This window comes from Bradyrhizobium sp. SZCCHNR1015 (assembly GCF_032489875.1).
Classification (GTDB): Bacteria; Pseudomonadota; Alphaproteobacteria; order Rhizobiales; family Xanthobacteraceae; genus Bradyrhizobium.
Genome location: NZ_JAUEYW010000003.1, coordinates 91,299 through 114,488, shown reverse-complemented (window position 1 = coordinate 114,488; position 23,190 = coordinate 91,299). Strand labels below are relative to the sequence as shown.

Here is a 23,190-nt window from a genome sequence, read left to right as displayed (position 1 = left end):
TATACGACCCGCGGGTTACGCTATGCTCCTGCCCTCGCTCTTGCGCCACTCTGCGGGCGCAGCGTTTATGAGGGCGAAACGGCGCGCATGGATGATATGAGCTTCATTGGCGCCGAGCATGTCGGCTTCGAGCTTATAGGCGCGGGCGGCCTGACCCCTCTCTACAGAGTCCAAAAATTCCGGGTATCGCTTCATCCAATTGTGAACGGTCGCGCGCGCGATGTGCATCGCGCCGGCTGCGGCGGTGAGGGAAAGGCCCTGAGACATCAAGCGATACACCACGTACCCGATTTCCGGCGTGTAATTGGTCGGTCGGCCACGCCGTGCTTTGTTGGTCATCACCGGACCCCTGTCGCGAATAGCCGCGAACGAATGACACGTTACGTTCGGTTACGGCCCTATGGAGAAAACGAACCGAACGTAACGTTCCGTGCCGCGGCGTCAGGCATGATCCACGCGCCATCGTCCGCCGCTTTCCCGGACGAGCTGCTTATCGCGCAATGCCTTCCGCAGGTCCAGCAAATCGGCCCTACGCCGTTCGCCCAATCCCGCCTGCCGTGCCTGCTCGTTCCATTGCTCGAGGGTAAGGCCTTGGTCACCGGCGTCGTAGAGGATGCGGTAGAACGTCTGTTGATTGGGCGTCAGTCGAACAGATTCTGAACCACCCGACCCGGTTTCGATCGCTTCCGGGCTTACGATGTTGACCGTTACAGGGTCGCCATCCTCGTCAACGCCCAGCTCGATGGTCTCCGAGCGGAAGGAGAGCAGAGGGCCCTCGGGCCGATCGTTGGCTTTGGTTACGGTCGCGGTCTTTACCTGCTCGCCGGATATCTCCACCATGACGTCCACGTCACCATAGCTGGCGTTGGAGCCGCGCATGCCCCGCGCTTCGTCCTTGCCGGTGTGACCGACAATCGCGACATGCACCCCCGTGGCATTCTTGATGCGTGCCAGGTTGGCAAAACAGACGCCCTGATCCTTGGCGGAATTTTCGTCGCCACCGCCGGCTGCGATGGCTTTTGCGAAGGTGTCGATCACGATCAGGCCCACCTGGTGCGGCTGGATACGTTCGTTGACGTCCTTGATGATGGCGATCACCTTGCCGACCGTGCGGACGTCCATGAGGTTCATGGTGTCAGGCACGACGGCCACTGGTGGATCGCTCTCGGCCGGCGGCCAGCCGGCCCGAAGCCTGCGCCGGACGAGATCCACCCGCTCGAGCGCGAAGTAGACGACTCCACAGGCCGCTTTGCTGCGATTGCCGCGCCAATCCTTCCCGCCGGCCACCGCAAGGCAGAGGTCCGCCATGAGGGCCGATTTCAACGATCCGGGCTTGCCGACCCAAGCGGTCGTCTCGCCCTTCGCGATGATCCCTTTTAAAATCCAGTTCTTGCGCAACGCGTGGGGGCCGAACTCCGACATCAGTTCGTAGCGAAATCCAGCCCGACTCCGCTCCTGTTGCTGGTCTCGGCGCAATGCAATCAGATCGAGAGCGGCGTTGTCGAGGTCGCTACCATCGAAGTATTTCATGTGTGCTCCTCTGTATTGAGGTGCTCTTCCATGATCTGCTCGGCTCTTAGCGGCCCGCAATGCCGGATGATCTGGTCGTACGTTGATTTGGCCCTCAGAATTTCGACCGCTTGACTTCGAGTGATGAGTCGGCGCCTCACTTTTTTGCACAGCTCGCGAGTCTGCCTCTCGAACGAGCCGAGCGCCGATCGGGTGACGACCCGCGCGAGATAATCGTCCATGGCGACGAAATTGGTCGCGCCATAATCTTTGCCGGTCATCGGGCCACCTCCGATTCGAAGGCGGCGGCGATGACGCTCTGGATTTCATCGCGCCCATATTCGTTATAGAGGTTGTTGTAAAGCGCGGCCTCATGAAGCGTATCAACGCCGTCTTGCTTGGTGATCAGGCCGCTGCGCACCAATCGAGCGACGTAACACGTCGCGTCGACAAACTCGTTGTACTTCGCATTCGCCACGCCCATGACGATCTCGACCTGCAGAGGATTCCATTGCGCCGGATCGCCAAAGATGTAGGGGCGGCCGATCGGGTTGTAGGTCCCGATGAGATATTCCAAAGGGAGCATTTGAATTTCCTGGCCCGCGTCCGATGGCATCGGTGCGGGCTTCTCTTCGGGAGAAGCCCGCCACGGGTGATGCTGTTGGAGGAAGGCTAGGACGAGGCGGCAGGCAGCGAGCGCAGCCATTCCTCTGCATCGGCGCGAAGGACGATAGTCTTCTTCGCGCCGACCTTGCGAAATTTCAGGTGACCGGCTTTCGCCTGGGCGTAAGCCATCGTACGGCCGATACCGGCCCACCGGCAGAACGCGGGGATCGTCATCGCTGCTGGCAGGTCAGAAATCTCAATGTGATGCGCGGCAGGCGGGTCTAGATGCTCCGCCGTCGCAATCAAGAGTGCCTTCGCAGAAGTAGAGTCCATAGCCATCTCCTCGTTCGGGATGGCTCGCTATTGAGCGCAAACGTCCGGCACTGTCGAAAAGACAAGCGGAAGAGAATTCTTAGGCCTTGTCCGTTTGACCGATCAGCCCGGCCCTCTGCAGCGCCTTGTATAGCGTGGCGTCGCTCATTTCCGGCCTCATGGCGACGTGGTACACGGCGCGGACGAAAGCGACAAACGGCCCGCCTGGCTTGTTGTATGTCTTTACAATCCCAGATAGCGGATCGCCGTCCAGGTATTCTTCGTAGATACTATCGAGACTTTGAATCAATGTGGATTGCTTCGATGGACCGTCCATATCCATCTCGAATCCGCCGGCCCTGCCAAACTCCTCCAGAAGTTTCCTCGCGGACGAAGCCCTCCTGGCCACGAGCTGCAGCGAGGATTTCAGAGACTCAAACAGGCTAGATCCGTCGCAGTCACCTTCATCGCCCGATGTGCGACGATCGGGAGCTACAGTCGTGGCCATGAGCCGCAGGATGGGGTCGTTGCCCATATCGTCCAGAATGGAGTTGGCTTTTGTTTCGATCGACCAAAGTCGTTCTATCCGCCGTTCCCAACGCATATCCGATTCAAACTCTTCATCGACCGGCTCCATTGCAAAAGCCAAGGCTAGCGCACGCCCAAGGCGCGTTCGCTCGGTACGTGCGGCTTCTGCAGGGAAGAAGTAACGGCTAGGCACGGCACCGCCATCCTCTTGAACTTGGGCGAGCAGATAACCGACCTGTTCGTAGTCCCATTCGCCAGCTTGCTTTACCAATTCCGCAAGCCAATCCTCCAATGCCAAAGCGGCTCGTCCGGTCATCGCTCACGGCCCGCGATCGTAACCACATTCCCACCCGGCTGCGGCACCAGCGGTACGACTGCCGCGCGGGCGAGGGCTTCCAGGGCCGTGGCGATGTATTTCGCGTAATGCCGCTCGATCATCGTCACCGACGTATTGTGCAGCTTTGCAACCTGCTGGATGGGCAGACCGTTTCGCAGGCCGCGGACGATGCTGGTGTGGCGTAGGCTGTAGGGGATCACCTCTGGCAATCCTGCGCGCTGGCGGATCGCGCGCCACGGGCGCGTCAGTTCCGCGGTCTTCCAAGGACCGCGCTCTGACCTCTTCCAGGCGATGCTGTGGGGCTCCTGCTCGTAGCTCCAGCGCTCGAACAGCGGGGCGTCCTTCGGCCGGCCGACGATTGCGGGCAGCAGGGCCTCGATCACGTCGTCGCCCACCGGAATTGGGACCGAGCCGCCGTTGCCGCCGCGCCCCTTGTAGGAGCCCGGCATCATCAGGCGCCGCTCCTTGAGTTGGGCATCGCTGACGCGCATGCGCCGCACCTGCGCAAACCGTGCGCCAGTGGCGGCAAGGCAGATCACGAGCCGGTAGAGGTCACCCTCGCTCTCCTGCTCGGCATCGACCTCGCCTGCCGCGCGAAGCAGGTTGCCGACCTGCGCGTCGGTGAGGATCTGGTTGTCCCGCGCGATGGATGCGTCGTCATCATCATCGATGCGCTCGGCCTTGAAGCCATCTTTGACGATCGCGAGAAAGGTCGGGTTCAGTTTCTTCTGCTCCGCGGAAAGCCGCGGCCATGCTGCATTCAGCGCGGCCTTGAGGTCGTTCGAGAGCCGGTGCTTCGTCGTGGCTTTCAGTTCTTCAGGCAGTTCGTCGCGCCAGGTCAACAGGTCGTCTTCCTTCAACGCGTGCAACTCGACAGCGGCAAGAGGGGCGGGCGCAATGGCTCCCTGATTGCCACGTTTCTCCTGGCCGAGAACATAGCGTCGCAGCCGATGTCCGGCGTCCGATCGAACTTCACGTCCCGACCTTCGGCTATCGCGAGCATTGCGCTCTTTGATGTAGGCCTCGACCGCCGTTTGCACGGTCGGCGCCGGACCGGCGGCATGCGCCGCGGCTTCCGTTCTGGACCGCGTGACATAGTCCCGTGCTTCCTTCGTCGCCTGGTCGAACGTCAGCGTCCCTTCGGCGGGCTTGTCGTTGATGTCGTTGGCGATGCCGATCGGCGCTTGCTTGTAGTCGGCTCCCTCGTAGTGATTGCGCCAGCGCACCAGCCACACCCCGCTGCGCTTGCCCTTGCGATAGCCAAGGTGAGCTTCGGTATCGAGCCGACGCCAATGCACGCCGAGGCCCAGCCTCGATCGCGCCTTCGCGGTCGTGATCTGCGCCTCTGTGAGTGTCTTCGCCATCGGTATCCGCCCCAAAACTCGTCAAATATCCGTCAAATATACATAGGCGTATGGCCGGGAACAATGGCGGACGAAAAATACGTAAGATATTGATTCTATTGACTAGTGACGAACGGTCGCGAATGGTCGACGAAAAAAAATCGCAGCCCTCTCAAGGCTGAAACAGGGGTTCGATTCCCCTAGGGAGCGCCAGTTCTGCCTTTCCCCCGCTGATTTCTTTGAGCTTTTGGTCGGTTTTCCCAAACCGGCAGATTGCGTTTGGGGAAAGCCGTTCGCCTTGTGTCCTTCAAGGCGCGCCAGAGCATCGACCGCAAGGCTCGCCTGATCAGCCTCCTCAGTGTATCGCTCAGCCTCTGCAAGAGTGGTGTGGCCAAGGACGGACATGATCATCTTTGCCGTGGCGCCAGCCTCCGCCAGGCGGCGGCCGGTCGCCTTCCGCAGGCCGTGCGGCTGACAACCGAGCGGCAGGCCTGCGTCAGTGATGGCGTCTCGCATCCATTGGCTGAAGCCGTCGACGCTGAAGGACTGGCCGTAGGCGGTCGTGATGATCGACACGTGGTCACGCTTGGCGACGGCCAAGGCCGAAAGCAGGTCCCGGTGGAGCGGAATCAACAACCGCCGTCCTGTCTTCTGCTGCGCGACGGCGATTCTGTTTTCTGGCGTGATGTGGGACCACGCCATGCGGACCACGTCCGATCGTCGTTGGCCCGTGTTCAGGAACAGTTCGAAGGCCAACCGCTGTTTGGTTTCCAGAGGCCACTTCTTGCGGAAAAGCTCGATCTCGTCCTCCGTCCAAGATCTGATGCGCTGAAGCTTGGGTCGCTTTATCCCAAGCGACGGATCGTGCTTGATCCAGCCGATGTTGATTGCGTGACGGATCAGAATGCGAAGCTTCTTGAGTGTATCGAGAGCCGCGCCAGGCCGGTCGGCGAACGGCTGAAGAATGCCGGTGATGATGCGCTCGCGAGAAAGTCCAGCGACGGTCCGATGCCCGTGCTCGATTCTGAGGGCCTCGAGCCGTCTGCCGTACCCCTCCTTGCTCGTCTTTCGAAGGCAGACGTACTCCGAGCTTCGCATGTAAGAGGCGATCAGCGCAGAGATTGTGCCCTGAACGGGAGGGCGGATTTCGGGTCTCGACGTTGTCACCTGACCGAGAAGGGCGCTTTGGTAGGCTGACATGAACTCTGGGCTGGTCGGGTCATCTGGCAGGCGAATGCGCCGACCCTTCCCGCGCCGAAATGACAGGTATGTATGCCCCTTGACGTGATTGCGCTCAACGTATGGCGGCAACCTTCGAGGCATCGACATCGCTCCACGTCTCGTCAAGGCTAGGTTCATTGCCATCTGAAGGCAGCAGATCGATGGCAGTGTCCAGTTCTCGGACGTCCCATGCTTTCCGGCGCTCACCGAGGAGTTTAGGCCTGGGCATACTGCCTGCTCGCACCATTTGATCAAAGACGTTGGCGGAAACGCAGATGTAGGCGGCTGCCGCCTCGCGAGTAATGAGCCGCGGCTTGAGTGATGACGGGAGAGCCGTCTGCCTTGGCATCGATCGGATACCCTTCCCGAAGCCCTGTGCACCTGCCGGAAAAAAACACCGGAGGACGTGTCTAGGCCTTGGATCAGGTAACAGTGAAGGTCTTTGCGTCCTTCGGAAGTGTCATCGCGCTATCGGAAGCAAAAGGGTCGGTTCACGGGCTCTATCGCGGGTGCTCATCGTCTGCTTGCGAGGCGTCATCCTGCTCAGACACGAGGAGCTCGGAGACGCGAGAGACAGCGTCCGAGTGACTGCGAATCATCCCGCTCCACGTTTTGCTCTCCCGCGTTTCGCCGCGAAGTGGACCTCCCAAAATCGTGGTGATGAAGCCGCAGACCGGGGCGGCGGACACGGTGCGCTCGCACGTTAAGCTTGCGACTGTAATGACCACGTTGCCATGTTCTATCGCGGTCACTGCCACGGCACGACCCTGCGAATTTGGTTCGGCGAAACGACCTTGCGACACAGAACCTCCTCTCAGGCCGATCAGGCGTTACATACTTTAGTGGATACATACTATAGTTGATAAAAACCATGCGCGCAATGGGCTGACTTCTGCCCATGGACATGCGTCGATTGGTTGGCCGCAACGTTCTGCGGATCCGAAAAAACAAAGGAATGACTCAGGAGAAGCTGGCGGAGATTTCTGGCTTCAGCCAGCAATACATAAGCGGCCTGGAGAAGGGGCAGCGCAACCCAACTGTCGTGACGATTTACGAACTGTCGGTCGCCCTCGATGTGGATTATCTCGAGCTACTGAAGCCCGACGCTCGGTCGAAGATTGCGAAGGAATAGCGCGCTCTGCAAACAGCTCGCGGACGCCGATATGCGAACCCCCCCCATAGGCGCCGCATTGGACTCACTTACCTGGCCGCGGCAACGAACAGGGAAGGGGTGGCCTTCAAGAAGGGGAGTGCTGCATCGAGCCGCGTGGCAGTCTGCGACGACGGCATGACGACCTACTCCTTCTTGACGTACGCTATCGGCTCGCCTTTCAAAATGATTGCCTTTCCCGACCTGGTCAAGGGTTGCATCGGTGCGATGCAGCCTTGGCCCTCGCCGAGAGCGGGGTGTGCAAGCCGCAAGGAGAATCTCGCGGGGTTGGGTGCGGGCGCAGGCTTTAGCCGAGCCACGGCAAGCGAGATTGTCCTTGGCGGCGCGCCGACGGGGTGGCGCCCCTAAGCGCTTCGACGCGGGGAGCGTCGGGAAAACGGTGCGCGAGGGATCGAAGCCGGAGGGCGGAGACAAAGCCCGTCAGCGTGGCTCCGTTCACAAGAGCCCGGTCGGCCATTAGCCGACGCGCCATGTTGAAAAAAAGTGACGTTTCCCGAGCGTTTTCGACAGGGCGCTTGTGTCCCGCATCCTCTTGAAATTACTCGGTTCTTTGATTCCGTCGATCCTGCGTCAGCCTCTAGTCTGAGTTTTACAATTGGAAAATCAGTCTGCGGTATGATATTCTCGGCTCTAAAATCAAACCATAATCTGATACAAGTGTCAGGGAATTCAGGCTCTGCTATGAAACCGACCCTCCGTCAACATGCCCGTCATCGGCTCGACGAGCGCCTCGCGGCTCTTAAGCCCACGGACCGCTTTACCCCGCCTCCGAAAGGGTGGGTAAAGGCGATCCGCGAAGCGCTTGGCATGACCGGCGTGCAATTCGCCCGCCGGATGCAGGTCAGTCCGCAAAGCGCGGACGCGCTCGAAAAATCCGAAGCCACCGGCACGGTTCAGCTCAAGACCCTGCGCCGCGCCGCCGAGGCGCTCGACTGCACGCTTGTCTATGCGCTCGTGCCGAATGCGACGCTCGATGGCGCCGTGCGCACGCGCGCGCGAAAGATCGCCATGCGCGATCTCGGCCGCATTGCGCATACCATGAAGCTGGAAGCGCAAGGCACGGGCGATGCCGGTCTCGAAGCGAGGATCGAGGCCTATATCCGCGAGCATCTCAACGACCGCGATCTCTGGGACGAGCGATGACGGATCTGTTTCAGGAGCCGAACGATGCGACGCCGCTCGCTCCCGAAGAACGCGCGGGTCTGTTGCAGGCCTGGATCACGAACCGGCAGGACCTCAACGAGGCCGAGGAAGCGAACATCATCGATGGCGCGGCCTGGGCGCGCCGCCGGCGTGGACAAAAGCCTGCCGATCTGCTGACCGAGGATTTCGTCAAGAACCTCCACAAGCAAATGCTGGGCGACGTCTGGGACTGGGCCGGCACCTATCGCCAGACCGAACGCAATATCGGAATTGACGCCTTCCGCATCCCCACGGAAGTGCCAGCTTTGCTCGACGACGTGCGGTTCTGGGTAGAGAACAAGACCTATCCGCCCGACGAGATTGCGGTCCGGTTGCATCACCGGCTGGTTGCGATTCATCCGTTTCCGAACGGCAACGGCCGGCACGTGCGACTCATGGCCGACCTGCTGATCGAACGGCTCGGCGGTGAGCCCTTCAGTTGGGGCGGCGGCAGCCTTGCCGATGTCGGCACGCTGCGCGCGCGCTATGTCGCGGCCCTGCAAGCCGCCGACAATCACGACATCGGGCCGCTGTTGGAATTCGCGCGGTCCTGATGCTTTGAGGAAACTCCTTTCATGGAGACCTCGCTGTCACTCCGCAGCGGCAATCGCCAAAGGCGCCTGATACGCCACAGCGGGGCCGTCCAATTCGGTGACGGACATCCCGTCGCCCAAAGCTTCCCGCGCCACGTCTATCAGATGCTTGTGATGCGTGAAGAAGAGAACCTGTGTCTTCTTTGCGATCTCGCCGAGAACTTGAAAGCCGGCCCGCGAGCGATCGTCGTCAAAGTTGATGAACAGGTCGTCGGCCACGAAGGGCAGGGGCCTGGCGTGGCCGAGATAGTCTTCGACGGCTGCGAGCCGCAGCGCCAAATAGAGCTGATCCGCGGTGCCCGTGCTCATGCCTGACACCGGAACGCTCCCGCCGCCGCGTCGGATGCCGGCGAGATGCGCGTTGTCGTGCTGGTCCAGTTCAAGCTGAAGCTCGGTGAAGGACTGGCCGGTCAGCGTGGAAAAGAGCTGTCCGGCACGCTTGAGAAGCGGCGCCTGCTTTTCGCGCCGGTATCGGTCAATGGCATGACGCAGGACAATGCCCGCGCTCCGCAGCCTGACATAGCGCTCCGCGATCTCGCTCATTTCAGCGAGCGCCGATTGCCGGTCCACGGCGGCGCGGGCGGCGCCGTCGGCGCCGCCGACGGCGTCAAAATTCTTCCGGGCATCTCTCTGGGTTTGCCGCATATCGACAAGCTGGTCCCGAAGAGCCTGAAGCTCCTCGCCTGCGGTCGCCTCGCGCGCGGCCAGATGATCGGGGTCGGCGCCGGCACACTCGGTTTCGAGCTCGGCGACGGTGAGGCCGTCGCCGTCAGAGGAAAGCGTACTGGTGACAGAGTCCATGTCTCCGCGGAGAGCGCGCATGGTGTCGGACCGTTTGATGGCATCCTTCAGATCGTCGAGTGAGGTAACGGCGGCCGCCGCTTGCAATGAAACGATGGCCTTTTGCGCGCCTGCGCCGGACTTGCGGCATTCCTCCACTTTTTGCTGCTGCTCGGTAAGCGCCTTGTCTTTCGCCGCAATCTCGTCCCGGATTTTGATGGCTTCACCGGAGCGGCGGTGCAGTTCAAGGATTGCGTCGTCGGCCGCTGTGGCGGCAAGGTCGGCCGCGATCGCCTTAACAAGCTCTGCAACCTCTTCCTCGAATGCCGTGATGTCCCGTTCGATCTTCTCGATGCGTTCCTGCCGCAGGTCCGTAATCCTGGCTGCGATCTCGCGCATTTCATCGAGAATGCCGAGCTGAACAAGCAGCGTCTCGTGAGGGACGCTCTGGTCCACACCCAGGCTGGCGAGGGCGGCGGCTGATTTGTCCTGCCACTCAGACCGCCGTGTTTGGGCGGCGGCTAGCGCCGCCTTTTTTCGCGCTGCTTCGGCATTTGCCGATTTCAAAGAGTCTTCCAGGGCCTTTCTGGTCTCGTCCTGCTTCTCGAAGCGTTTGTGGGCGTCGGCAGCGAACTCTATGACGACGCGTAAAGGCTTGGACGAAATCTGGCTGGGGTCGACGCCAAGGGGCGTCAGTTCCTTTGCGAGCAGTGATTTGCTCGCGTCTTCCTCTGTGCGAAGAGAATCTGCATTGCGCTCTGCGGCTTCGATTTTTCCCGCGCAGTCGATGGCCTGCGCCCGCAGATCGAGCCATGCGAGCATCTCGTCGGGCGCAGCCGGAGCAATGCCTGTATTTGCCCAAAGCGTTGTCCACGCGCCGTCAAGCCTTTGCTGCTCCGCTGTCAGCGCGCCGTTTTCAGCCTTGAGCGCATCAAGCAGTTCCTGCTGCTCGGCGCGTTGCCGTCCAATTTCGGCAAGCCGGGCTGCGGCTTGCGCATTGTCAAAACGGCGGTCGGCCGCATCGTCAACGTCTCGGACAGCGCCCTCATAAGCATCGGGCAGGGTGCCGCGCCCCTGGAACGCTTCGATTTCGTCGTCACCGACAGGCGCATTATCAAGATGCTTTCTGCGGATGATCGACCAGCCGAGATCGCGCCGCTCCCGCAGACTGCGAAGGCCTTCCAGCGAGACGGCGTTTTCCGTCTTGGCGATGCGGGCATAGGCTTTGTCGTGGCGGAGGCATTCCTGTTCGGCTGCGCGGATGCGCTCCAGGCAGGCCTGCGTGCGTCGCTCGTGGTCGCGCACGGCATCACGATGCGCCTGTATGGCGTCCTTGGACGGCGGCGCGAGGGCCGCAAGGTCGGCCAGAGATGTAGCCTTCGGCCGGATCGATTTCAGAAGGCGTTCGGAAGCGGCCGACGCTTCCTTGGCGTCACGCTCGGCGGCGGCAATACGCGCAGCGATGTCGCCGGCCTCGCGACAGGTTTTGATGACAGCACCAAGCGTCGAAACATCCGGCACAGCCGGCGCGTCGGCAAGTGTCTGAACCAGCTCGGCAGCCTTGTTTTCGGCTTCCTGCGCTGTCTCTTCTGCACTGGCGACCGCCGAGTCCATCTCCCCGCGTTGATTGAGCAGGGAGCGAATGCTAGCGAGCGCGGTGCGGGTCGGAATACGCGCGACAATCGCGGCGGCATCGCCTGGTGTCCAGCCGATTTCGGCGGCAAGGCCTGCAAGCTGCGATTCCGCGACTGCGAGTTCCGCGCGCCGCTTCGGCAGGTCGCTTCGGCGGTCGCGGATGGTGATGCGTCTTTCGTGCAGGCGCGCGATGTCCTCGCCCCTGATCAGAAAATTCTCATCGTAAACGAGCAGGGAGCGCTCGCGCTTGAGCTTGGCGATCTCTTCATTGAGTGTGTCAATGCGGGTAGCCGCGATGTTCTGATCGCGGATGGCATCGGCCAGTATAACTGCGGCGTCCTGCGGCAGCGAAACCGTCTCACCAAGTTGCTGGATGGCGGCGTCGATCTCGGCGCGCTTGCGCACGTCGCGGCAGACCCGGCGCACGCGGGTCAGTTTCCGGTGTTCGGCTGCCTTCGATTCGATGTCAGCTTCCAATTTGGCGATGGCCGCGTCCGCCTCTTCGACGGCGGTCTTGAGGTCCTGCCATTTGGTAGCGGCGAAGGTATGCTCGCGCAAAGCGGCTTCAGCAGCTTTCAGCTTCTCGTCGGCCTGGTAGAATTTGCGGTGCCCCGCGCGGCGACTGGCCCAAAGCGTATCGGCTTCCTCTTCAAGCGCTTTCAGGCGTTGCCGAAGCCCTGATATCCCGGCACCGGCGGAGAAGAGCATTTGTCCGACATCGTCCTGGGCCTGAAGGATTTCCTGGCCGCCGGTTCGCAGGCGTTCATGGTCCAGGCAAAACATTCGCACAAAAAAAGCACGGTCGGCTCCTGCAAGAAACGAAGCGAGACCCGACTCGCCAGCGGGAAAGGGGACGCCGTTGCCGTCGATGATGGTGTCGCGGTTGCCCTTGCGGCGGCGGATGTCGAGCTGCCCGCCTTCGGTCTCAAGAAGGGCGCCGATACGCATCGTGTTGTAGTCGTGCGTGAAGTTGCGCGTGGAATTGTGAGGGATACCGAACAGCAAGTCCTCGATGGCAGAAAGAGCCGTGGATTTGCCGGCTTCATTGGGGCCGACGACAAAATGTAAATCCGGCTGGCCTGGCGGCATGTGCAATGCAGCGTCGGTGAAATGCCCGTAGCGGAGAAGGTCGAGTCGGCGGATGCGCATGATCAGGCTCCTTCCGCTTCGAGCTGCGCCAGAAGATCGCGCCCCGCGCGTTCGATCAGGCTCTTGTAGTCGCCTGTGGCGGCGTCCATAAGCGCGCCGGATTCCAGTTCGGCACGCAGGTCGTGCGGAAGTTTGCGGATCAGATCGCCGAGCGCGGCTTCGATCTGCGCGGTGACTTGTCCATCCGACGCGGCATCTTCGACGATCTTCTGCAGATCGCCGAGCGCGTCAGCACGCACGGCGTGGGACCGATCAAGCTCCGGTTCGGTGTCGATCGCGATGCGCTCGATCCACGCGGCGGCTTCGCCGAGACCAAGCGCGGCAGCGCGGGCTTCGGCCGTGAGCTGCTCGATCGTGCCAGGGAGCTGCGCGTGCAGGCTGGTCCGGCCGGTGATTTGGATCCGGCAGGCAAGCAATTGCCCGCCGTCATCCGCAGCTACGGCGCGGGTGATGGCATCGCGAATGGCATCGATCAGATCGTTGAAATGGTGGGCCTTGTCGGCCGCGACATTCAGACGGGCCCAATGCACCACGGAGCACCGGATGGTTGCGATGTTGTCGACGGCGCCGTCCCTGACCGAAACGACGCAGGCGCCTTTCGGCCCCGTCTCGCGGATATGGCGGCCTTGCAGGTTGCCGCAGAAGACGACGTGCGGGCGTTCGTGAAGCACCTGGCCCTGGTGCACATGCGCGAGCGCCCAATAGTCGTAGCCCTTGTTGATCAGGTCATCCATGCTGCACGGTGCGTAGTTGGCGTGGCCGCCCATGCCGCCAAGGCCAGTGTGCAGTACGCCTATGTTGAAACAGCCCGCGATCGGAGCGGGGTAGGCAGGAACAAGATTGTCGGTGACGTCGCGCTGCTTGAAGCTTTGTCCGTGGATGGCGACCTTCAAGCCATCCAGCGTGAGCGTCTGCGGCTTGCGCGATGAGAAGACTTTGACATTGTCTGGCAGGTTGAGCCGCTTCGTGATCTGGCTCTCCGCGTCATGGTTACCCCAGATGAGGTAGACCGGAATTCCCGCTTGGGCGAGGCGGCCCATCTGGCGCACGAAAAACAGGCCGGTTTGATAGTCGCGCCAATCCCCGTCGTAGAGATCGCCGGCGATGACGACGAACGCGACTTCTTCCGCGATGGCCAGGTCAACGAGATTGGAGAAAGCCTGGCGCGTGGCTGTTCGAATGAGATCGGCGGCCGGCCCATCCTGCCCGGCAAGGCCCTTGAGCGGACTGTCAAGATGGATGTCGCCAGTGTGCAGGAACTGAAAATTGGTCACGTCTCCCCCCCCACGGAAAATGTTGCACGCGATCGTCAAGGTCAGAAGAAGTTTCAACCCTAGCACGTGAAAGAACAGAAAGCGAACAGATTTGTGCATTACTCCGGACGCTGTTCACTCCTCTCAAGCGCGGGCACAAAGCCCGGATTGAGACCTGAGAAATCGTTGCGCTGCGGCGCCGTCCGCCGGTGATCGGGATTGATAAGGTTCAGCTCGACCAGGCGGTTGACCGGCGCGCCGTGCAGCAGGCGCAGAACTTCCGCGATGACGATGGTTGCGGCCGTGGCGCCGACGAACGGCGCGCCGACGGCCTTGCCGGCGAGAAGGGTGACGCCGCAGCGGTCGAGCGATCCGTCCTCCAGCATCTTGCGGTAGGCGGCCGCGTCGATGGCGCTCCCGCCAGCGTCGACGCTCTGCCAGAGTTTGGCCGCCGGCGCGTCGCCCGGCAGCGTATGAATGAGCATGCTGCGGAAATCCGCGTGGCCGCGGCCAAGGCCGGCCTCGGCGACGAAGTCAAACCCGGCGAGATCGAGCTGGCGGCGGCCTGCGGCATTGTCGAGCCCGCAGAGCGCGATGGCGGGCTCGTGCGGCTGGCGCCGCGTGTCCTTGTCGAAGAGCCGCTCGGTGATGGTCGTGTTGAAACCGCGCTGCTCGGCCCATGCGGCCATCGTCCGCGTCTTCTTCTTCTCGACCATGGCGGCGTCGGTGAGGATCGAGGTGCTCTCGGTCGACGGTGTGACGATGTCGTCGTCCTGAAGCAGAAGGTGAAGATCGGACGGGCGTTCGTAGGGAAGGAGCCCTAGGGCGAAGAGAAACGCCTGCCCGAGATGCCCAAGGCCGATCAGCCAGAGGCGCGTCGGCAAATACCGCAGCACGGGGTCCGGGGCGCGGGCATCGAGCCAGTCCTTGTCCGCGAGATTCCACAGGGACAGGCCGACGCAACGGCGGCCCGCCGACGGCATTTCGCCGGAGAGATGCAGGAAGGCTTCGTTGACCGCCAAGGCCGCCGCGAGCATCGGCGCGAGCGCCATAGTCTCGCCCGCAAGGGCGGCGATGCCCTCGGCGTCGTTCGGCACAATCCCGCCACGCCAGCCGGCGAAGGTCAGGCGAACGCAGAACCCCTGCACGCGGCCACCGGAGCCATTGCCGATCCGCAGCACCGGGAGGCCCGCGCGCATGTCGCCGGGCGCGCCGCCAAGCGCGACGACCGCTTCGCCAAGCGTGCGGCCGAAGGGCAGGGGCGCAACAAGCGGGACGTCCAGATTGCCCGCAACCGTCACGCCGCCCAGAAAGACGCGGCGGCCAAGCGCAACAGCAGCGAGCACTGCCGCCTGGTGATGCCGATCGGTGCAGACCGCGTCGTCGACCGCGATCGCGATTCTGTAGCCCTGCAACAGCGCTTCGGCTTCCTCGCGGCTGCGGGCGCTGCCGTTGTCCATCGCCCGCTTGGCTAAGCGGTGCATCGTATCTGCCGACGTGAATGCGTTCATTATGAGCCTCACAATCCGATATGGAAGAACGCCCGCCGCTGCGTGCGCGGCACGGTGTGCCAGGTCTGGTTGCCGAGATAGCGATAGATGCCGATTTCCTCGCGGCGCAGTGGCGCCCGCGCGAATTGCGGCAGGATCAGCGCGAGATGGCCGGCCTGCGTCACCATCGGGTGCGCCTTATCGGAGGCGCTTTGCGCCGAACCGCCGGGATGCACATGGACGTCGGCGACGATGGTGAGGCCGCGCTCGCGGCAGATTGACCAGAGCTTGCCGAAATACCTGCCGTCGAAGCGAACAATACCCGTGTCGAGGCTGTGCGGGTCGAGATCGTCGTAAAGAATGAAGTCAAGGATCCGCGCGGGCTGACCCGGCTCCTGGATGCCGAGCAGGAAGGCGCCGCTCTCGCGGCTTTCGTTGCGGCCGCGCTCGCGCAGGCGCGCGGTCAGCCGCTGCCAGAGGAACCACGAGCAGGACAGCTCATGCCGCGGTGCGAACAGGCGGCTGATAATCGCCGCAATTGAGAAGCTCATAAACGATCTCCAGGTATTGAGTGATGCCGCGCGACGGATCCCAGATCATCGTCGGCGTTTCCTGCCGCCAGTTGTCGTGGCCTTGGCGGCTGACGCGGTCGCACGGCAGATAGAGTGCGGTGCCGTCCTTCCAGTCGGTTCTGAACACGGCTTTCACGCGCCCGCCCTTGCTGCCGGGCCAGGAGGCGTGGGCCAGCGGCGCGTTCTTCTTGAGGTCCCACAAGCGTCCGGTCGGCGCGATTGCCGGATAGCCGGCGCAGTCGAGCCGCAGGCAGAACTCGGTGCCGTCGGCCGCGCGCACGCCGGCCAGCACGATCGGCCAGGCAATGCTGATGACGCGAAATCGTCCCTCGGCTTCGGCTAGGCGGAACGCGGGCTTCGCCGCGTCCGCCCGGAAGGCACGCTCGTCCGGCGCGCCGGTGGTTTGCGTGGCCATGGACTTAACCGTTCACCTTCGGGGTCGACACGAGGTCGAACTCGGCCGCGCACTTGCCCGACGTGGCGAGCGTGCCGATATGCGTGCCGGGATCCGGCTGAATGGTGGTGCCGGCAAGCTGCAAGTGGTGGTGGCTCGCCTCTTCCTCCGTCATGCCGAACTTGCGGATCGCGGCCCACTGCTTGACGCTGGCAACGGTAGCGCCGGGCGCGAACTTGTCGTGCACCGACTTGCCGTTGAAGTGGACCGTGACCTTGATCTCGCGGCAGCGATGGATGTGGACCTTGACGCCGGCCCGGCCCGCCTTGCTCGCGATCGGCACCTCGTCGGCGACCGGCTCTGCCTCGTCCTCGATGAACAGGCAGGCATCGGCACCCAGCCCGTGCTTCTTGGCGAGCTCGGCGCGAAGCGCGCCGAAGGTTTCGTGATCGCCGATCTCGATGTGTTCGAGCGCGGCGACGCCCTCGCCCTGATAAAAGATGTTGATGGTCTTCATGTGAACTCCGGATCTGAACAGAGCCGTGACCGGCGCGATTGCCGTCACTGGCTTCTGATCCGGTAATCCCTCGGGATCGGCGTGCCGAAACCACCCGGCAGAAAAAATCAGACGGCGGTCAACGGGCCGTCAGGCGCGGCGGCGCAAATGAAGAAATGGGGACAGCGCGGGCAGGTGAAGGCGTTTGGTTTCGGGTTGTAGGCGCCGCGCGCGATGCCGGCGAGGAGCTCTTCGGTCTTCCTGGTGCCGGTTTTGGTCTGATTGGGCTTGAGGGCAGGGACGTCGACGACCTCGTTGTCGGTCAAATGGATGGCTTCAACGACTGCACCGCTCCCGAAGTGCTTGGTTGCGGCCGCGTGGTAGAGAAAATATTCGAGCTTCTCGAACTCGGTCTTGCCCCGGTGCCCGCTGCGGATACGGCGGACCACGACGACGCCGTCGGCGCGCTCGGCGATCTCGGCAGGTTCGATCAGTATGCGGCCATTGGCGAAATCGATCGCCAACGGAGTGGCTTCCCGAAATATCCGGCTGGCGCCGGCATCGACAAGCCCGTCGACCAGTTTGCGGGCAAGATGGCGGTAGTCCGCGGCATAGGCCGGATCTGTCGGTCCCTTTTGCGCCCAGATGGCATCGAACGCAGCGTGGGTCTCCTCGCGGGTAGGAACAGCGTCGAGCCGTGTTTTCGCGAGCCAGTCGATCAACTCGTAGATGCAGGAATGGGTGCGCTCGAAGGATGTTGACCGGCGCGCGGTGCCAATATCCAGAATGTGAGTATAGAAGAATCGCCTCGGGCAACGCTCGTAAGAGCCGATGCGCCGGTCGGTGAGAGACCAGCTTTCCGAAAAAGCGACCTGAATCTCCGTCGGGCGCGACCGCTTTGCGCCCGGAAGGGTAGGCGCGTCGTCGATGCTTCGCATCTTGGATGCCACGCGCGCAATGAACGGCGAGGGCGACCTTCCGCGGCCGTTTCTTTGCAACCGTGTCAGATAAAGGCAGAGTCGCGTCCGGGCACGGGACATGGCGACGAAGAAAAGGCACTCTTCTTCCTGCCGATGCGCCCTCTCGTGTTCTTCGGCGACCGATCCAGTCGCTCCAGCGATCATTCCTTCGGGCGGAGGGCATTGCACGGGGTGCGGGTTCGCGGGAAGGCCGGTGACGACCATGCCTGGGAGATGTACCGCTTCGAACTCCAGGCCCTTGCTTCCATGTATTGTCATGAGGCGCACGGCGTTCATTCGCAGCGCCGCCTCCGGAACCTGCCGGAGATCGCGCTCCTCGTTGAGAAGAACGAGATTTCGCACCCGCTCCAGCGCGGTGTAAATCGGCGAGCCTTTGGAAACCGGACTTTGTTCGCGCAAAAAATTGAGGAACTGCCAGATGGCGATCCCGCGCATGCGATCTGAGATATCCACGCCGCCGGCAAGCGACCGAGTCCAGTCCCCGTGATCCAGAAGAATGGTCGTGAGGTAGTCCCAGGGATACTGCGAGGGTTTGAGTCCTGCGCAATCTCCCGCCAGGCGCTTGATGGCCGCCGCCGCGGGTGCGGACAGGTCCGGCAACTCCGCAAGTTCATCAAGCCGGGATAGTGCAGGCTTGTCGCCCCCGTCGAGGTGAGCCAGCAATCGCTTCACGTCTTGGAGCGAGGCCTGATAACGCGGCATCGTGCAAATCCGCACCAGTCCGGCTCCGAAGCGGTCTGTGGCGAGGCTCAGAAGCGAGAGCAGGTCGCGTATTTCTTCGCGCTCGAACAGGCTTCCAAGATGCAGGACGGGTATGCCGCGCGATTCAAGCGCCTTGGCGATCTCGTCGATCCGTGGATTGGTGCGGCAAAGGACCGCCTGATCGCGCAAGTCGATGCCTTCCTTCTCAAGCTGCCTCACGCAGGCCGCGATTCCCGCAGCTTCGTCGTCTGGAGTGCCGAATCCACGGATTTCAGGAACATAGGCATTCTCTTCGCGGGCCGCTTCCAGATCCAGCCTGGCGAGCGCCGTCGGCATGTCCATGCGCTCGGCGAATGCGCTGTAGGCATCAATGACCTTCTGCGTGGATCGATAGTTGATCTCAAGCGGTTCAGAGACGGCGCCCGGAAAATCCGCGGCAAACGCCGCCATGTTGGCGGACGACGCGCCCCGGAACCGGTAGATGGATTGCCGGGCATCGCCGACGACCCAAAGATTCTTTCCATCGCCGGCCAAGGCTTTCACGAGGCGCACGCTGGCGCGGTTCACGTCCTGATATTCGTCTACCAGGATGTGCCGGTGGCGCAGACGCGTTGCAGCCCGCACGGCTTCGTCCTGCTCCAGCAACAATGTCGGCAACAAAATGAGATCGCCGAAATCAACCGCTTGGCGGGCGGCCTTTGCCTGCTCGTAAAGTTCGTAGACGGAGGCAATCTCGCGGACTTTCTCCGCCGCCTTGATGGCCTCGGGATCACCGGAAGCCGCGGCGCGCGCGTGCTGGGCCTCTGCAAGCTTGTGATACTCCGGCGCCGTCACGACTTCGTCCTTGGCGCGCGAGATCGCTTGCAGGATGTCCCGCAGCACGATGACGGGATCCCACAGGTTTTTGTAGTGCTTGAGAGGAAGTGTCGGCAGAATCTCTTCGAGCACGGCGATTGCGTCGCTGCGATCGAACAATGTGGGATCCGGCGGCAATCCAAGTTTGTCGTGGAAACGCCGGACCAGGTCGAGGCCGAATCCGTGGAAGGTTCCGACCCAGACGGCAGCGGCTTTGTCGGCGAGGGCGAGCGTGAGGCGCTCGGAAAGCTCCGCGGCCGTCCGGTTGGAAAACGTCAGAACGAGAATCGCGGCAGGCTGGACAGAATCCGCAAGGAGCGACTGAATGCGGCTGACGAGGCTTCGCGTCTTCCCCGTGCCGGGACCGGCGCGGAGCTGGTACGGTGAATTGCGATGCGCGGCGGCCCGTTCCTGGGCGGGATCGCGCCTGAAGGTGACGGGAGGCTTCGGCTTTGCGGCCTCCAGCTTCGGCAGAAGGACCGCATCCAGGATTTGCTGCCGCACAAGCGGCAACGGAAGCCCCGATTTCGACGCGATGGCAGACGCACCGGCCCTGTCCTCAAGAAACCATTTGGATGCCAGAAAGCGCGGGAAAAGAAGCTCCCGCGCGAAGACATTCGCTTCCAGTTCGCGCCGCTCCTTGGCGCCGTAATCCTCGACCTTCTGCAAGCCGACGGGCGCCGCTTCGGTCGAGCGCGACGGATCGATGTCCGACTCGCCACAGGAACAGGATTGAGCATGCGCGACCAGATGCCCGACTTCGTGCGCGACGACCAGGGCCCGCTCGGCGGCAGAGCCGATCTTCGCCGCGCAAATCGTCCCGCTCTGCTCGTCGAAAAGCGCTTTCGCGCCCTTCAGCGCCGGGTCGGCAGTTTCGAGAAAAGTCAATTCAAGGTCGAAATGCGTGATGGCGTGCGCGATCAGGCTTTCCGGATCCTGCGGATTGGCACCCTTCCGCACAAGCTCCATATGAAGTTGAGCGGCAAGATCGCGGATGGTCTCAAATGACTTCATGCGGCATCAGAGTCCAAGAAGATAGGCTTGCTGTTCGGGCGTCAGGCCAGAATTGCGGACAGCATCTTCGAAGGTTTCCCGCTTGGAGAGAGAGGGCTTTTGATCGGATTTGAAGTGCTGGCCGCGCGCCAAAACTTGCGCGCCCTTGAAATGGGCGATGACCAGATCAACTGGTTCGCCGGTTTCCTCGGCGACCTTCCGGCAAAAGCCGGTGCGTGATATCAGCGAGTCCGGCTCTATCATCCGGTCGCGCAGCTTGATCATGAACGTGTTGTTCGCATGCAAGCTGCCGGCGACCGATCGAAACCGTGCGCGATCCATGTCCGCGAACAGGTTCCTGGCCTGCGGAACGGAATGAAGCGGCGCCGCGGAGTTCTTTTCGACCTCATAAACAGCGTTCTGAAAGTAGCTGATCGCGCGGGAGACGGCGGGCGACACGCTTTCGCTGCCGTCGGCTTCCGTAACCTCGTCCGCAAGCGCGTCGTCGAGCAGCAATTCGACGGCGAATTCCGTCAACGCATCGGCATAGGCCGGATAATTACGCGTGAACTCTTCCAGCGTCTCCGCATCGGGGACTGCCTTCGCCATGGCGAACGCGTGCAACACGTCGTCCAGTGGCATTGCGGGTGTGGTGGTCATAGCAACGCTCCTCATCGGTTCTTAAGTTTTTCCGCCGCCTTGCGCAGATTTTTGCGGATGGCGGTGCTGGAAACGCCGCAAATCGTCGCGGCTGTAATCTCGTTCGGATCTTCCGATCCTGGCGCGTAGCCCTGCAGGCAGCAGAGCTCGACAGCCTTGCGCTGCGCGGCCGGCAGCTCCTTGATCGCCTCGAGCATCTCGGCGAGGTAGACAAAGTCTTCTTGTCCGGCCGGAGTCTGCGCTGCGCGCGACAGGCGGCCAAGTGTGTCGTTCGGATCGACAGGCTGGCCGTCGTCGTCGACTTCGCGGCCAATGTCGCGGAATAGCTTGCCGCGGTTGTTCTCTCTCCTCAGTCGCCGGTAGCGAAGGGTAGCGAGACCCTTGTTGAACTTGCATTCGAAGATGTCGAGCGCGGTCGCATCATGATTGGTGCCGACGCGGGCGAGCAACTCACAGAAGGTCTGGAGCACTTCATCCCGGAGTCCCTGCGCATCCGGCCAGCTATCCGGGATCGTCCGTTTCAGCCTCCGCTCGCATCGCGTCAGCAGGGCTGGCAGAAGCCTGTCGACGGCGCGCTTATCGCCGGTGAGGCGCGCCTCGCGCACCAGATGAAGCAGGCATTCGCTCGGCATGTAGTCGGGATCGGCGGGATCGCCGATGTTAGCCCGCCGGAACTGTTCGTTCAGATCCTGCTTCAGGGCGGCATCGATACCGGCCGTAATTTCAGGGGGTCGCTGATAGCCAGCACCTCCCTTGGTCATCTTGTTCAGTGCTCTTGGCATCGACCGCCTCGCTTGGCGCAACAGTGGTTATGGAGGCCGCCGCTGGCCGGTCTCCTTGCATGCCGCTAATCCCCCGAGCCGGGTCCGCCGAAACCACCCGGCTGCATTATTTTTTTTCGCGAGACGCTGCAGGGCATGCGCGCCGCCGCAAGTGTTTGACGTTACGTGAATATCCGGCTTCTCAGGGCCTCAGCTCGCGTAATGATAAGCGGCAAGGCGGTATCGTGCAAATCGTCAACTGTAGATTTGCATGGCTAAGCAACGCAGCGAGTGAGTCACATAACTCTCTGATGCATGAGGATAATACAGAAAAGTGATAATATAGATTACGACAATTCAGCGGGCAGGGGGCATCGGCGCATCGAGCTCCTCGACGATGGCGTCAGCAGGCTGGCCGCGCGTCAGCGGGTTCACCTCGCGAAGCTCCGCGAGGCCGATGCGGGCATAGTGCTCAAGCAAGGCCAGCAGCTCGCGATAGCCGCGTGCGTTTCTGACTTCGTCCGGCACAGTAAAGCCGTTTGCATCGAGCTCGCTTACGTCGAATGGCAATGGCGGAAACGGAACGTCCCGGCCGGCGATGCGCAGATACGGCGAGAACGGCAGTAGCATGACGCCGGCGAAGCAGTACCGGTTCCAGACAGCGTCGTAGGCAGCGCGTTCCTCGTCGCTCTGCAGTAAATGATAGCCGGGACGGCGAAGCGGCTCGTAGTAGACGTTGAAATTACCGATCGCATCTTCGATAGCGCGGCAGCGCCGCGCGATCCATTTGGCGAATTACATTTCCTGAAACTGCGCGTAGGTCACAAGTTCGATATTGGTGGCCTGCGCGGCCTCGATCGCGCCGGCCTGGAATCCCGTGCGCGATACGATGTAGCCGCGATTGGCGCCCGTCTCCTGCATGATGGTGCGGAAGGCATGTACCTTTTCCTGCGGCACTTTCGTGCGCCAGTTCTTGCACTCGCACAGAATGCGATACGTGATCCCCTCGATCGTCTCTTCGGCAAACACATCGACATCGTAATGACCGCGGGGAAGCGGCAGCCGCACCTGATGCTGCACTTCCATGCCGCCACGGCGGGGCGGGCGGAGGGATGAAGATGGGCGCGCCAGTCGATCGTGACCTCGCCAGCGTCCAGCCCGTCACGCCATTTGCGCAGCGAGTGCGGCGACAGCTGCATTGCGACGGCATAGGAGCGGAGACCCATTCCGCTCCAGTTCAGCGCCTCGACATGCATCGCCCAGAACGCTTGGGACGCCCGATTGCGTACATCCGAGGTGACCGTGATTCTGCATCGCTTCTGCTTTCGGAGGGCTTGTTGCCGCTCCTCCCGGGCGCGCTCGCGGCGCAATTCCGTCTGTTGTTTCTCGAGCTTGAGCGCAGCCTCTTCGGCGGCCAGCCGCTTCAGCCAACGCCGGAATGTGTTCTCGGTCAGACGTTGTTGCTGGCAGTATTTGCGTATCCCGAGAGCGCTTCGACGCCATGCTTCGATGTGCAGCGACCACCATTCGCGGCGGGCCTTGTTCTCGAAATGTTTGGATCCCACCGGAGATTCTCCACAGCAGCAGAGAACCCGAAATGGAGCGACAATGTACTACCGAAAAGACGTGCAAGGTCCGGACGCTTACCTCCGGCCGATTAAAGCTGCC

Annotated in this window: 21 protein-coding genes, 1 tRNA gene and 2 pseudogenes; 4 read left to right on the top strand and 20 right to left on the bottom strand. The window is 62.1% G+C overall.

Translation table 11 applies throughout. The features are described from left to right. Positions 1–15: 15 nt before the first annotated feature. From QX128_RS07030 to QX128_RS07000, 7 genes are all read right to left on the bottom strand, one after another. Positions 16–339: a hypothetical protein gene (locus QX128_RS07030; RefSeq protein ID WP_316237038.1), complete on the bottom strand. Its 324-nt coding sequence runs from the start codon at positions 337–339 to the stop codon at positions 16–18. Between the two features lie 102 nt (positions 340–441). After that, a complete protein-coding gene (locus tag QX128_RS07025; protein ID WP_316237037.1) occupies positions 442–1,530 on the bottom strand; it encodes an AAA family ATPase in 1,089 nt (362 codons plus the stop codon). Beyond that, positions 1,527–1,790, bottom strand: a complete 264-nt coding sequence (locus QX128_RS07020; RefSeq protein WP_316237036.1) for a hypothetical protein — start codon at positions 1,788–1,790, stop codon at positions 1,527–1,529. Before QX128_RS07020 ends, QX128_RS07025 begins: the two co-directional genes overlap by 4 nt. After that, complete coding sequence (locus QX128_RS07015) at positions 1,787–2,215, bottom strand: hypothetical protein (protein ID WP_316237035.1); 429 nt, start codon at positions 2,213–2,215, stop codon at positions 1,787–1,789. The genes QX128_RS07020 and QX128_RS07015 overlap by 4 nt, the downstream gene beginning before the upstream one ends. Next, complete coding sequence (locus QX128_RS07010) at positions 2,182–2,448, bottom strand: helix-turn-helix transcriptional regulator (RefSeq protein WP_009025977.1); 267 nt, start codon at positions 2,446–2,448, stop codon at positions 2,182–2,184. Before QX128_RS07010 ends, QX128_RS07015 begins: the two co-directional genes overlap by 34 nt. Positions 2,449–2,527: 79 nt before the next feature. Then, positions 2,528–3,271 carry a hypothetical protein gene (locus QX128_RS07005; RefSeq protein ID WP_316237034.1) on the bottom strand — a complete coding sequence of 248 codons (744 nt, stop codon included), beginning with the start codon at positions 3,269–3,271 and terminating at the stop codon, positions 2,528–2,530. Beyond that, positions 3,268–4,656: a tyrosine-type recombinase/integrase gene (locus QX128_RS07000; protein ID WP_316237033.1), complete on the bottom strand. Its 1,389-nt coding sequence runs from the start codon at positions 4,654–4,656 to the stop codon at positions 3,268–3,270. Before QX128_RS07000 ends, QX128_RS07005 begins: the two co-directional genes overlap by 4 nt. Before the next feature lie 106 nt (positions 4,657–4,762). On the opposite strand from QX128_RS07000, the gene QX128_RS06995 reads away from it, so the two are divergent. Next, positions 4,763–4,848: transfer RNA gene (locus tag QX128_RS06995), tRNA-Glu, on the top strand. Positions 4,849–5,037: 189 nt separating this feature from the next. On the opposite strand, the pseudogene QX128_RS06990 reads toward QX128_RS06995, so the two are convergent. Next, positions 5,038–5,733: pseudogene (locus QX128_RS06990) on the bottom strand (tyrosine-type recombinase/integrase); the annotation flags it as partial. A gap of 1,021 nt (positions 5,734–6,754) precedes the next feature. Here QX128_RS06990 and QX128_RS06985 point away from each other — a divergent pair. The 3 genes from QX128_RS06985 (at position 6,755) to QX128_RS06975 (ending at position 8,763) form a co-directional block, all read left to right on the top strand. Then, positions 6,755–6,988: a helix-turn-helix transcriptional regulator gene (locus QX128_RS06985; protein ID WP_316237032.1), complete on the top strand. Its 234-nt coding sequence runs from the start codon at positions 6,755–6,757 to the stop codon at positions 6,986–6,988. A gap of 720 nt (positions 6,989–7,708) precedes the next feature. Beyond that, positions 7,709–8,170, top strand: coding sequence for a mobile mystery protein A (locus QX128_RS06980; RefSeq protein WP_172133959.1), 462 nt, complete (start codon positions 7,709–7,711; stop codon positions 8,168–8,170). Next, positions 8,167–8,763, top strand: coding sequence for a mobile mystery protein B (locus tag QX128_RS06975; RefSeq protein ID WP_316237031.1), 597 nt, complete (start codon positions 8,167–8,169; stop codon positions 8,761–8,763). Before QX128_RS06980 ends, QX128_RS06975 begins: the two co-directional genes overlap by 4 nt. 36 nt (positions 8,764–8,799) lie before the next feature. Here the strand turns inward: QX128_RS06975 and QX128_RS06970 are convergent, their stop codons facing one another. From QX128_RS06970 to tnpA, 12 genes and pseudogenes are all read right to left on the bottom strand, one after another. Next, positions 8,800–12,366, bottom strand: a complete 3,567-nt coding sequence (locus QX128_RS06970) for an ATP-binding protein (protein WP_316237030.1) — start codon at positions 12,364–12,366, stop codon at positions 8,800–8,802. A 2-nt stretch (positions 12,367–12,368) separates the two neighbouring features. Then, positions 12,369–13,640 carry a DNA repair exonuclease gene (locus tag QX128_RS06965; RefSeq protein WP_316237029.1) on the bottom strand — a complete coding sequence of 424 codons (1,272 nt, stop codon included), beginning with the start codon at positions 13,638–13,640 and terminating at the stop codon, positions 12,369–12,371. 98 nt (positions 13,641–13,738) lie between these two features. Continuing rightward, positions 13,739–15,130 carry a hypothetical protein gene (locus QX128_RS06960; RefSeq protein ID WP_316237028.1) on the bottom strand — a complete coding sequence of 464 codons (1,392 nt, stop codon included), beginning with the start codon at positions 15,128–15,130 and terminating at the stop codon, positions 13,739–13,741. An 8-nt stretch (positions 15,131–15,138) separates the two neighbouring features. After that, positions 15,139–15,660: a hypothetical protein gene (locus tag QX128_RS06955; protein ID WP_316237027.1), complete on the bottom strand. Its 522-nt coding sequence runs from the start codon at positions 15,658–15,660 to the stop codon at positions 15,139–15,141. Continuing rightward, positions 15,608–16,096: a hypothetical protein gene (locus tag QX128_RS06950; protein ID WP_316237026.1), complete on the bottom strand. Its 489-nt coding sequence runs from the start codon at positions 16,094–16,096 to the stop codon at positions 15,608–15,610. Before QX128_RS06950 ends, QX128_RS06955 begins: the two co-directional genes overlap by 53 nt. A gap of 4 nt (positions 16,097–16,100) precedes the next feature. After that, on the bottom strand, positions 16,101–16,592 hold the full coding sequence (locus tag QX128_RS06945) for a hypothetical protein (RefSeq protein WP_316237025.1): 492 nt from the start codon (positions 16,590–16,592) through the stop codon (positions 16,101–16,103). 107 nt (positions 16,593–16,699) lie between these two features. Continuing rightward, positions 16,700–20,122, bottom strand: coding sequence for an ATP-dependent helicase (locus tag QX128_RS06940; RefSeq protein WP_316237024.1), 3,423 nt, complete (start codon positions 20,120–20,122; stop codon positions 16,700–16,702). A gap of 6 nt (positions 20,123–20,128) precedes the next feature. Further along, positions 20,129–20,761 (bottom strand): hypothetical protein, encoded by a 633-nt coding sequence (locus QX128_RS06935; RefSeq protein WP_172133944.1) that lies wholly within the window; start codon positions 20,759–20,761, stop codon positions 20,129–20,131. Between the two features lie 11 nt (positions 20,762–20,772). Next, positions 20,773–21,543 carry a hypothetical protein gene (locus QX128_RS06930; RefSeq protein ID WP_316237023.1) on the bottom strand — a complete coding sequence of 257 codons (771 nt, stop codon included), beginning with the start codon at positions 21,541–21,543 and terminating at the stop codon, positions 20,773–20,775. Positions 21,544–21,879: 336 nt separating this feature from the next. Continuing rightward, positions 21,880–22,152: a hypothetical protein gene (locus QX128_RS06925; RefSeq protein ID WP_316237022.1), complete on the bottom strand. Its 273-nt coding sequence runs from the start codon at positions 22,150–22,152 to the stop codon at positions 21,880–21,882. 165 nt (positions 22,153–22,317) lie between these two features. Next, the gene (locus QX128_RS06920) at positions 22,318–22,608 is read right to left on the bottom strand and encodes a restriction endonuclease (protein WP_316237021.1); all 291 of its coding nucleotides are present in this window, start codon (positions 22,606–22,608) and stop codon (positions 22,318–22,320) included. A gap of 314 nt (positions 22,609–22,922) precedes the next feature. Beyond that, positions 22,923–23,087, bottom strand: a pseudogene (tnpA, locus tag QX128_RS33190) (IS66 family insertion sequence element accessory protein TnpA); the annotation flags it as partial. Positions 23,088–23,190 lie beyond the last annotated feature (103 nt).

Bases quoted from the DNA above. Each gene is read 5' to 3' on its own strand.
- QX128_RS06945 (WP_316237025.1), bottom strand. From the start codon at position 16,592: ATGAAGACCATCAACATCTTTTATCAGGGCGAGGGCGTCGCCGCGCTC.
- QX128_RS06940 (WP_316237024.1), bottom strand. From the start codon at position 20,122: ATGAAGTCATTTGAGACCATCCGCGATCTTGCCGCTCAACTTCATATG.
- QX128_RS06950 (WP_316237026.1), bottom strand. From the start codon at position 16,096: ATGGCCACGCAAACCACCGGCGCGCCGGACGAGCGTGCCTTCCGGGCG.
- QX128_RS06975 (WP_316237031.1), top strand. From the start codon at position 8,167: ATGACGGATCTGTTTCAGGAGCCGAACGATGCGACGCCGCTCGCTCCC.
- QX128_RS07025 (WP_316237037.1), bottom strand. From the start codon at position 1,530: ATGAAATACTTCGATGGTAGCGACCTCGACAACGCCGCTCTCGATCTG.
- QX128_RS06935 (WP_172133944.1), bottom strand. From the start codon at position 20,761: ATGACCACCACACCCGCAATGCCACTGGACGACGTGTTGCACGCGTTC.
- QX128_RS07020 (WP_316237036.1), bottom strand. From the start codon at position 1,790: ATGACCGGCAAAGATTATGGCGCGACCAATTTCGTCGCCATGGACGAT.
- QX128_RS07000 (WP_316237033.1), bottom strand. From the start codon at position 4,656: ATGGCGAAGACACTCACAGAGGCGCAGATCACGACCGCGAAGGCGCGA.
- QX128_RS06925 (WP_316237022.1), bottom strand. From the start codon at position 22,152: ATGCTACTGCCGTTCTCGCCGTATCTGCGCATCGCCGGCCGGGACGTT.
- QX128_RS07015 (WP_316237035.1), bottom strand. From the start codon at position 2,215: ATGGCTGCGCTCGCTGCCTGCCGCCTCGTCCTAGCCTTCCTCCAACAG.
- QX128_RS06960 (WP_316237028.1), bottom strand. From the start codon at position 15,130: ATGAACGCATTCACGTCGGCAGATACGATGCACCGCTTAGCCAAGCGG.
- QX128_RS06970 (WP_316237030.1), bottom strand. From the start codon at position 12,366: ATGCGCATCCGCCGACTCGACCTTCTCCGCTACGGGCATTTCACCGAC.
- QX128_RS06930 (WP_316237023.1), bottom strand. From the start codon at position 21,543: ATGCCAAGAGCACTGAACAAGATGACCAAGGGAGGTGCTGGCTATCAG.
- QX128_RS06920 (WP_316237021.1), bottom strand. From the start codon at position 22,608: ATGGAAGTGCAGCATCAGGTGCGGCTGCCGCTTCCCCGCGGTCATTAC.
- QX128_RS06955 (WP_316237027.1), bottom strand. From the start codon at position 15,660: ATGAGCTTCTCAATTGCGGCGATTATCAGCCGCCTGTTCGCACCGCGG.
- QX128_RS07010 (WP_009025977.1), bottom strand. From the start codon at position 2,448: ATGGACTCTACTTCTGCGAAGGCACTCTTGATTGCGACGGCGGAGCAT.
- QX128_RS06985 (WP_316237032.1), top strand. From the start codon at position 6,755: ATGGACATGCGTCGATTGGTTGGCCGCAACGTTCTGCGGATCCGAAAA.
- QX128_RS07030 (WP_316237038.1), bottom strand. From the start codon at position 339: ATGACCAACAAAGCACGGCGTGGCCGACCGACCAATTACACGCCGGAA.
- QX128_RS06980 (WP_172133959.1), top strand. From the start codon at position 7,709: ATGAAACCGACCCTCCGTCAACATGCCCGTCATCGGCTCGACGAGCGC.
- QX128_RS07005 (WP_316237034.1), bottom strand. From the start codon at position 3,271: ATGACCGGACGAGCCGCTTTGGCATTGGAGGATTGGCTTGCGGAATTG.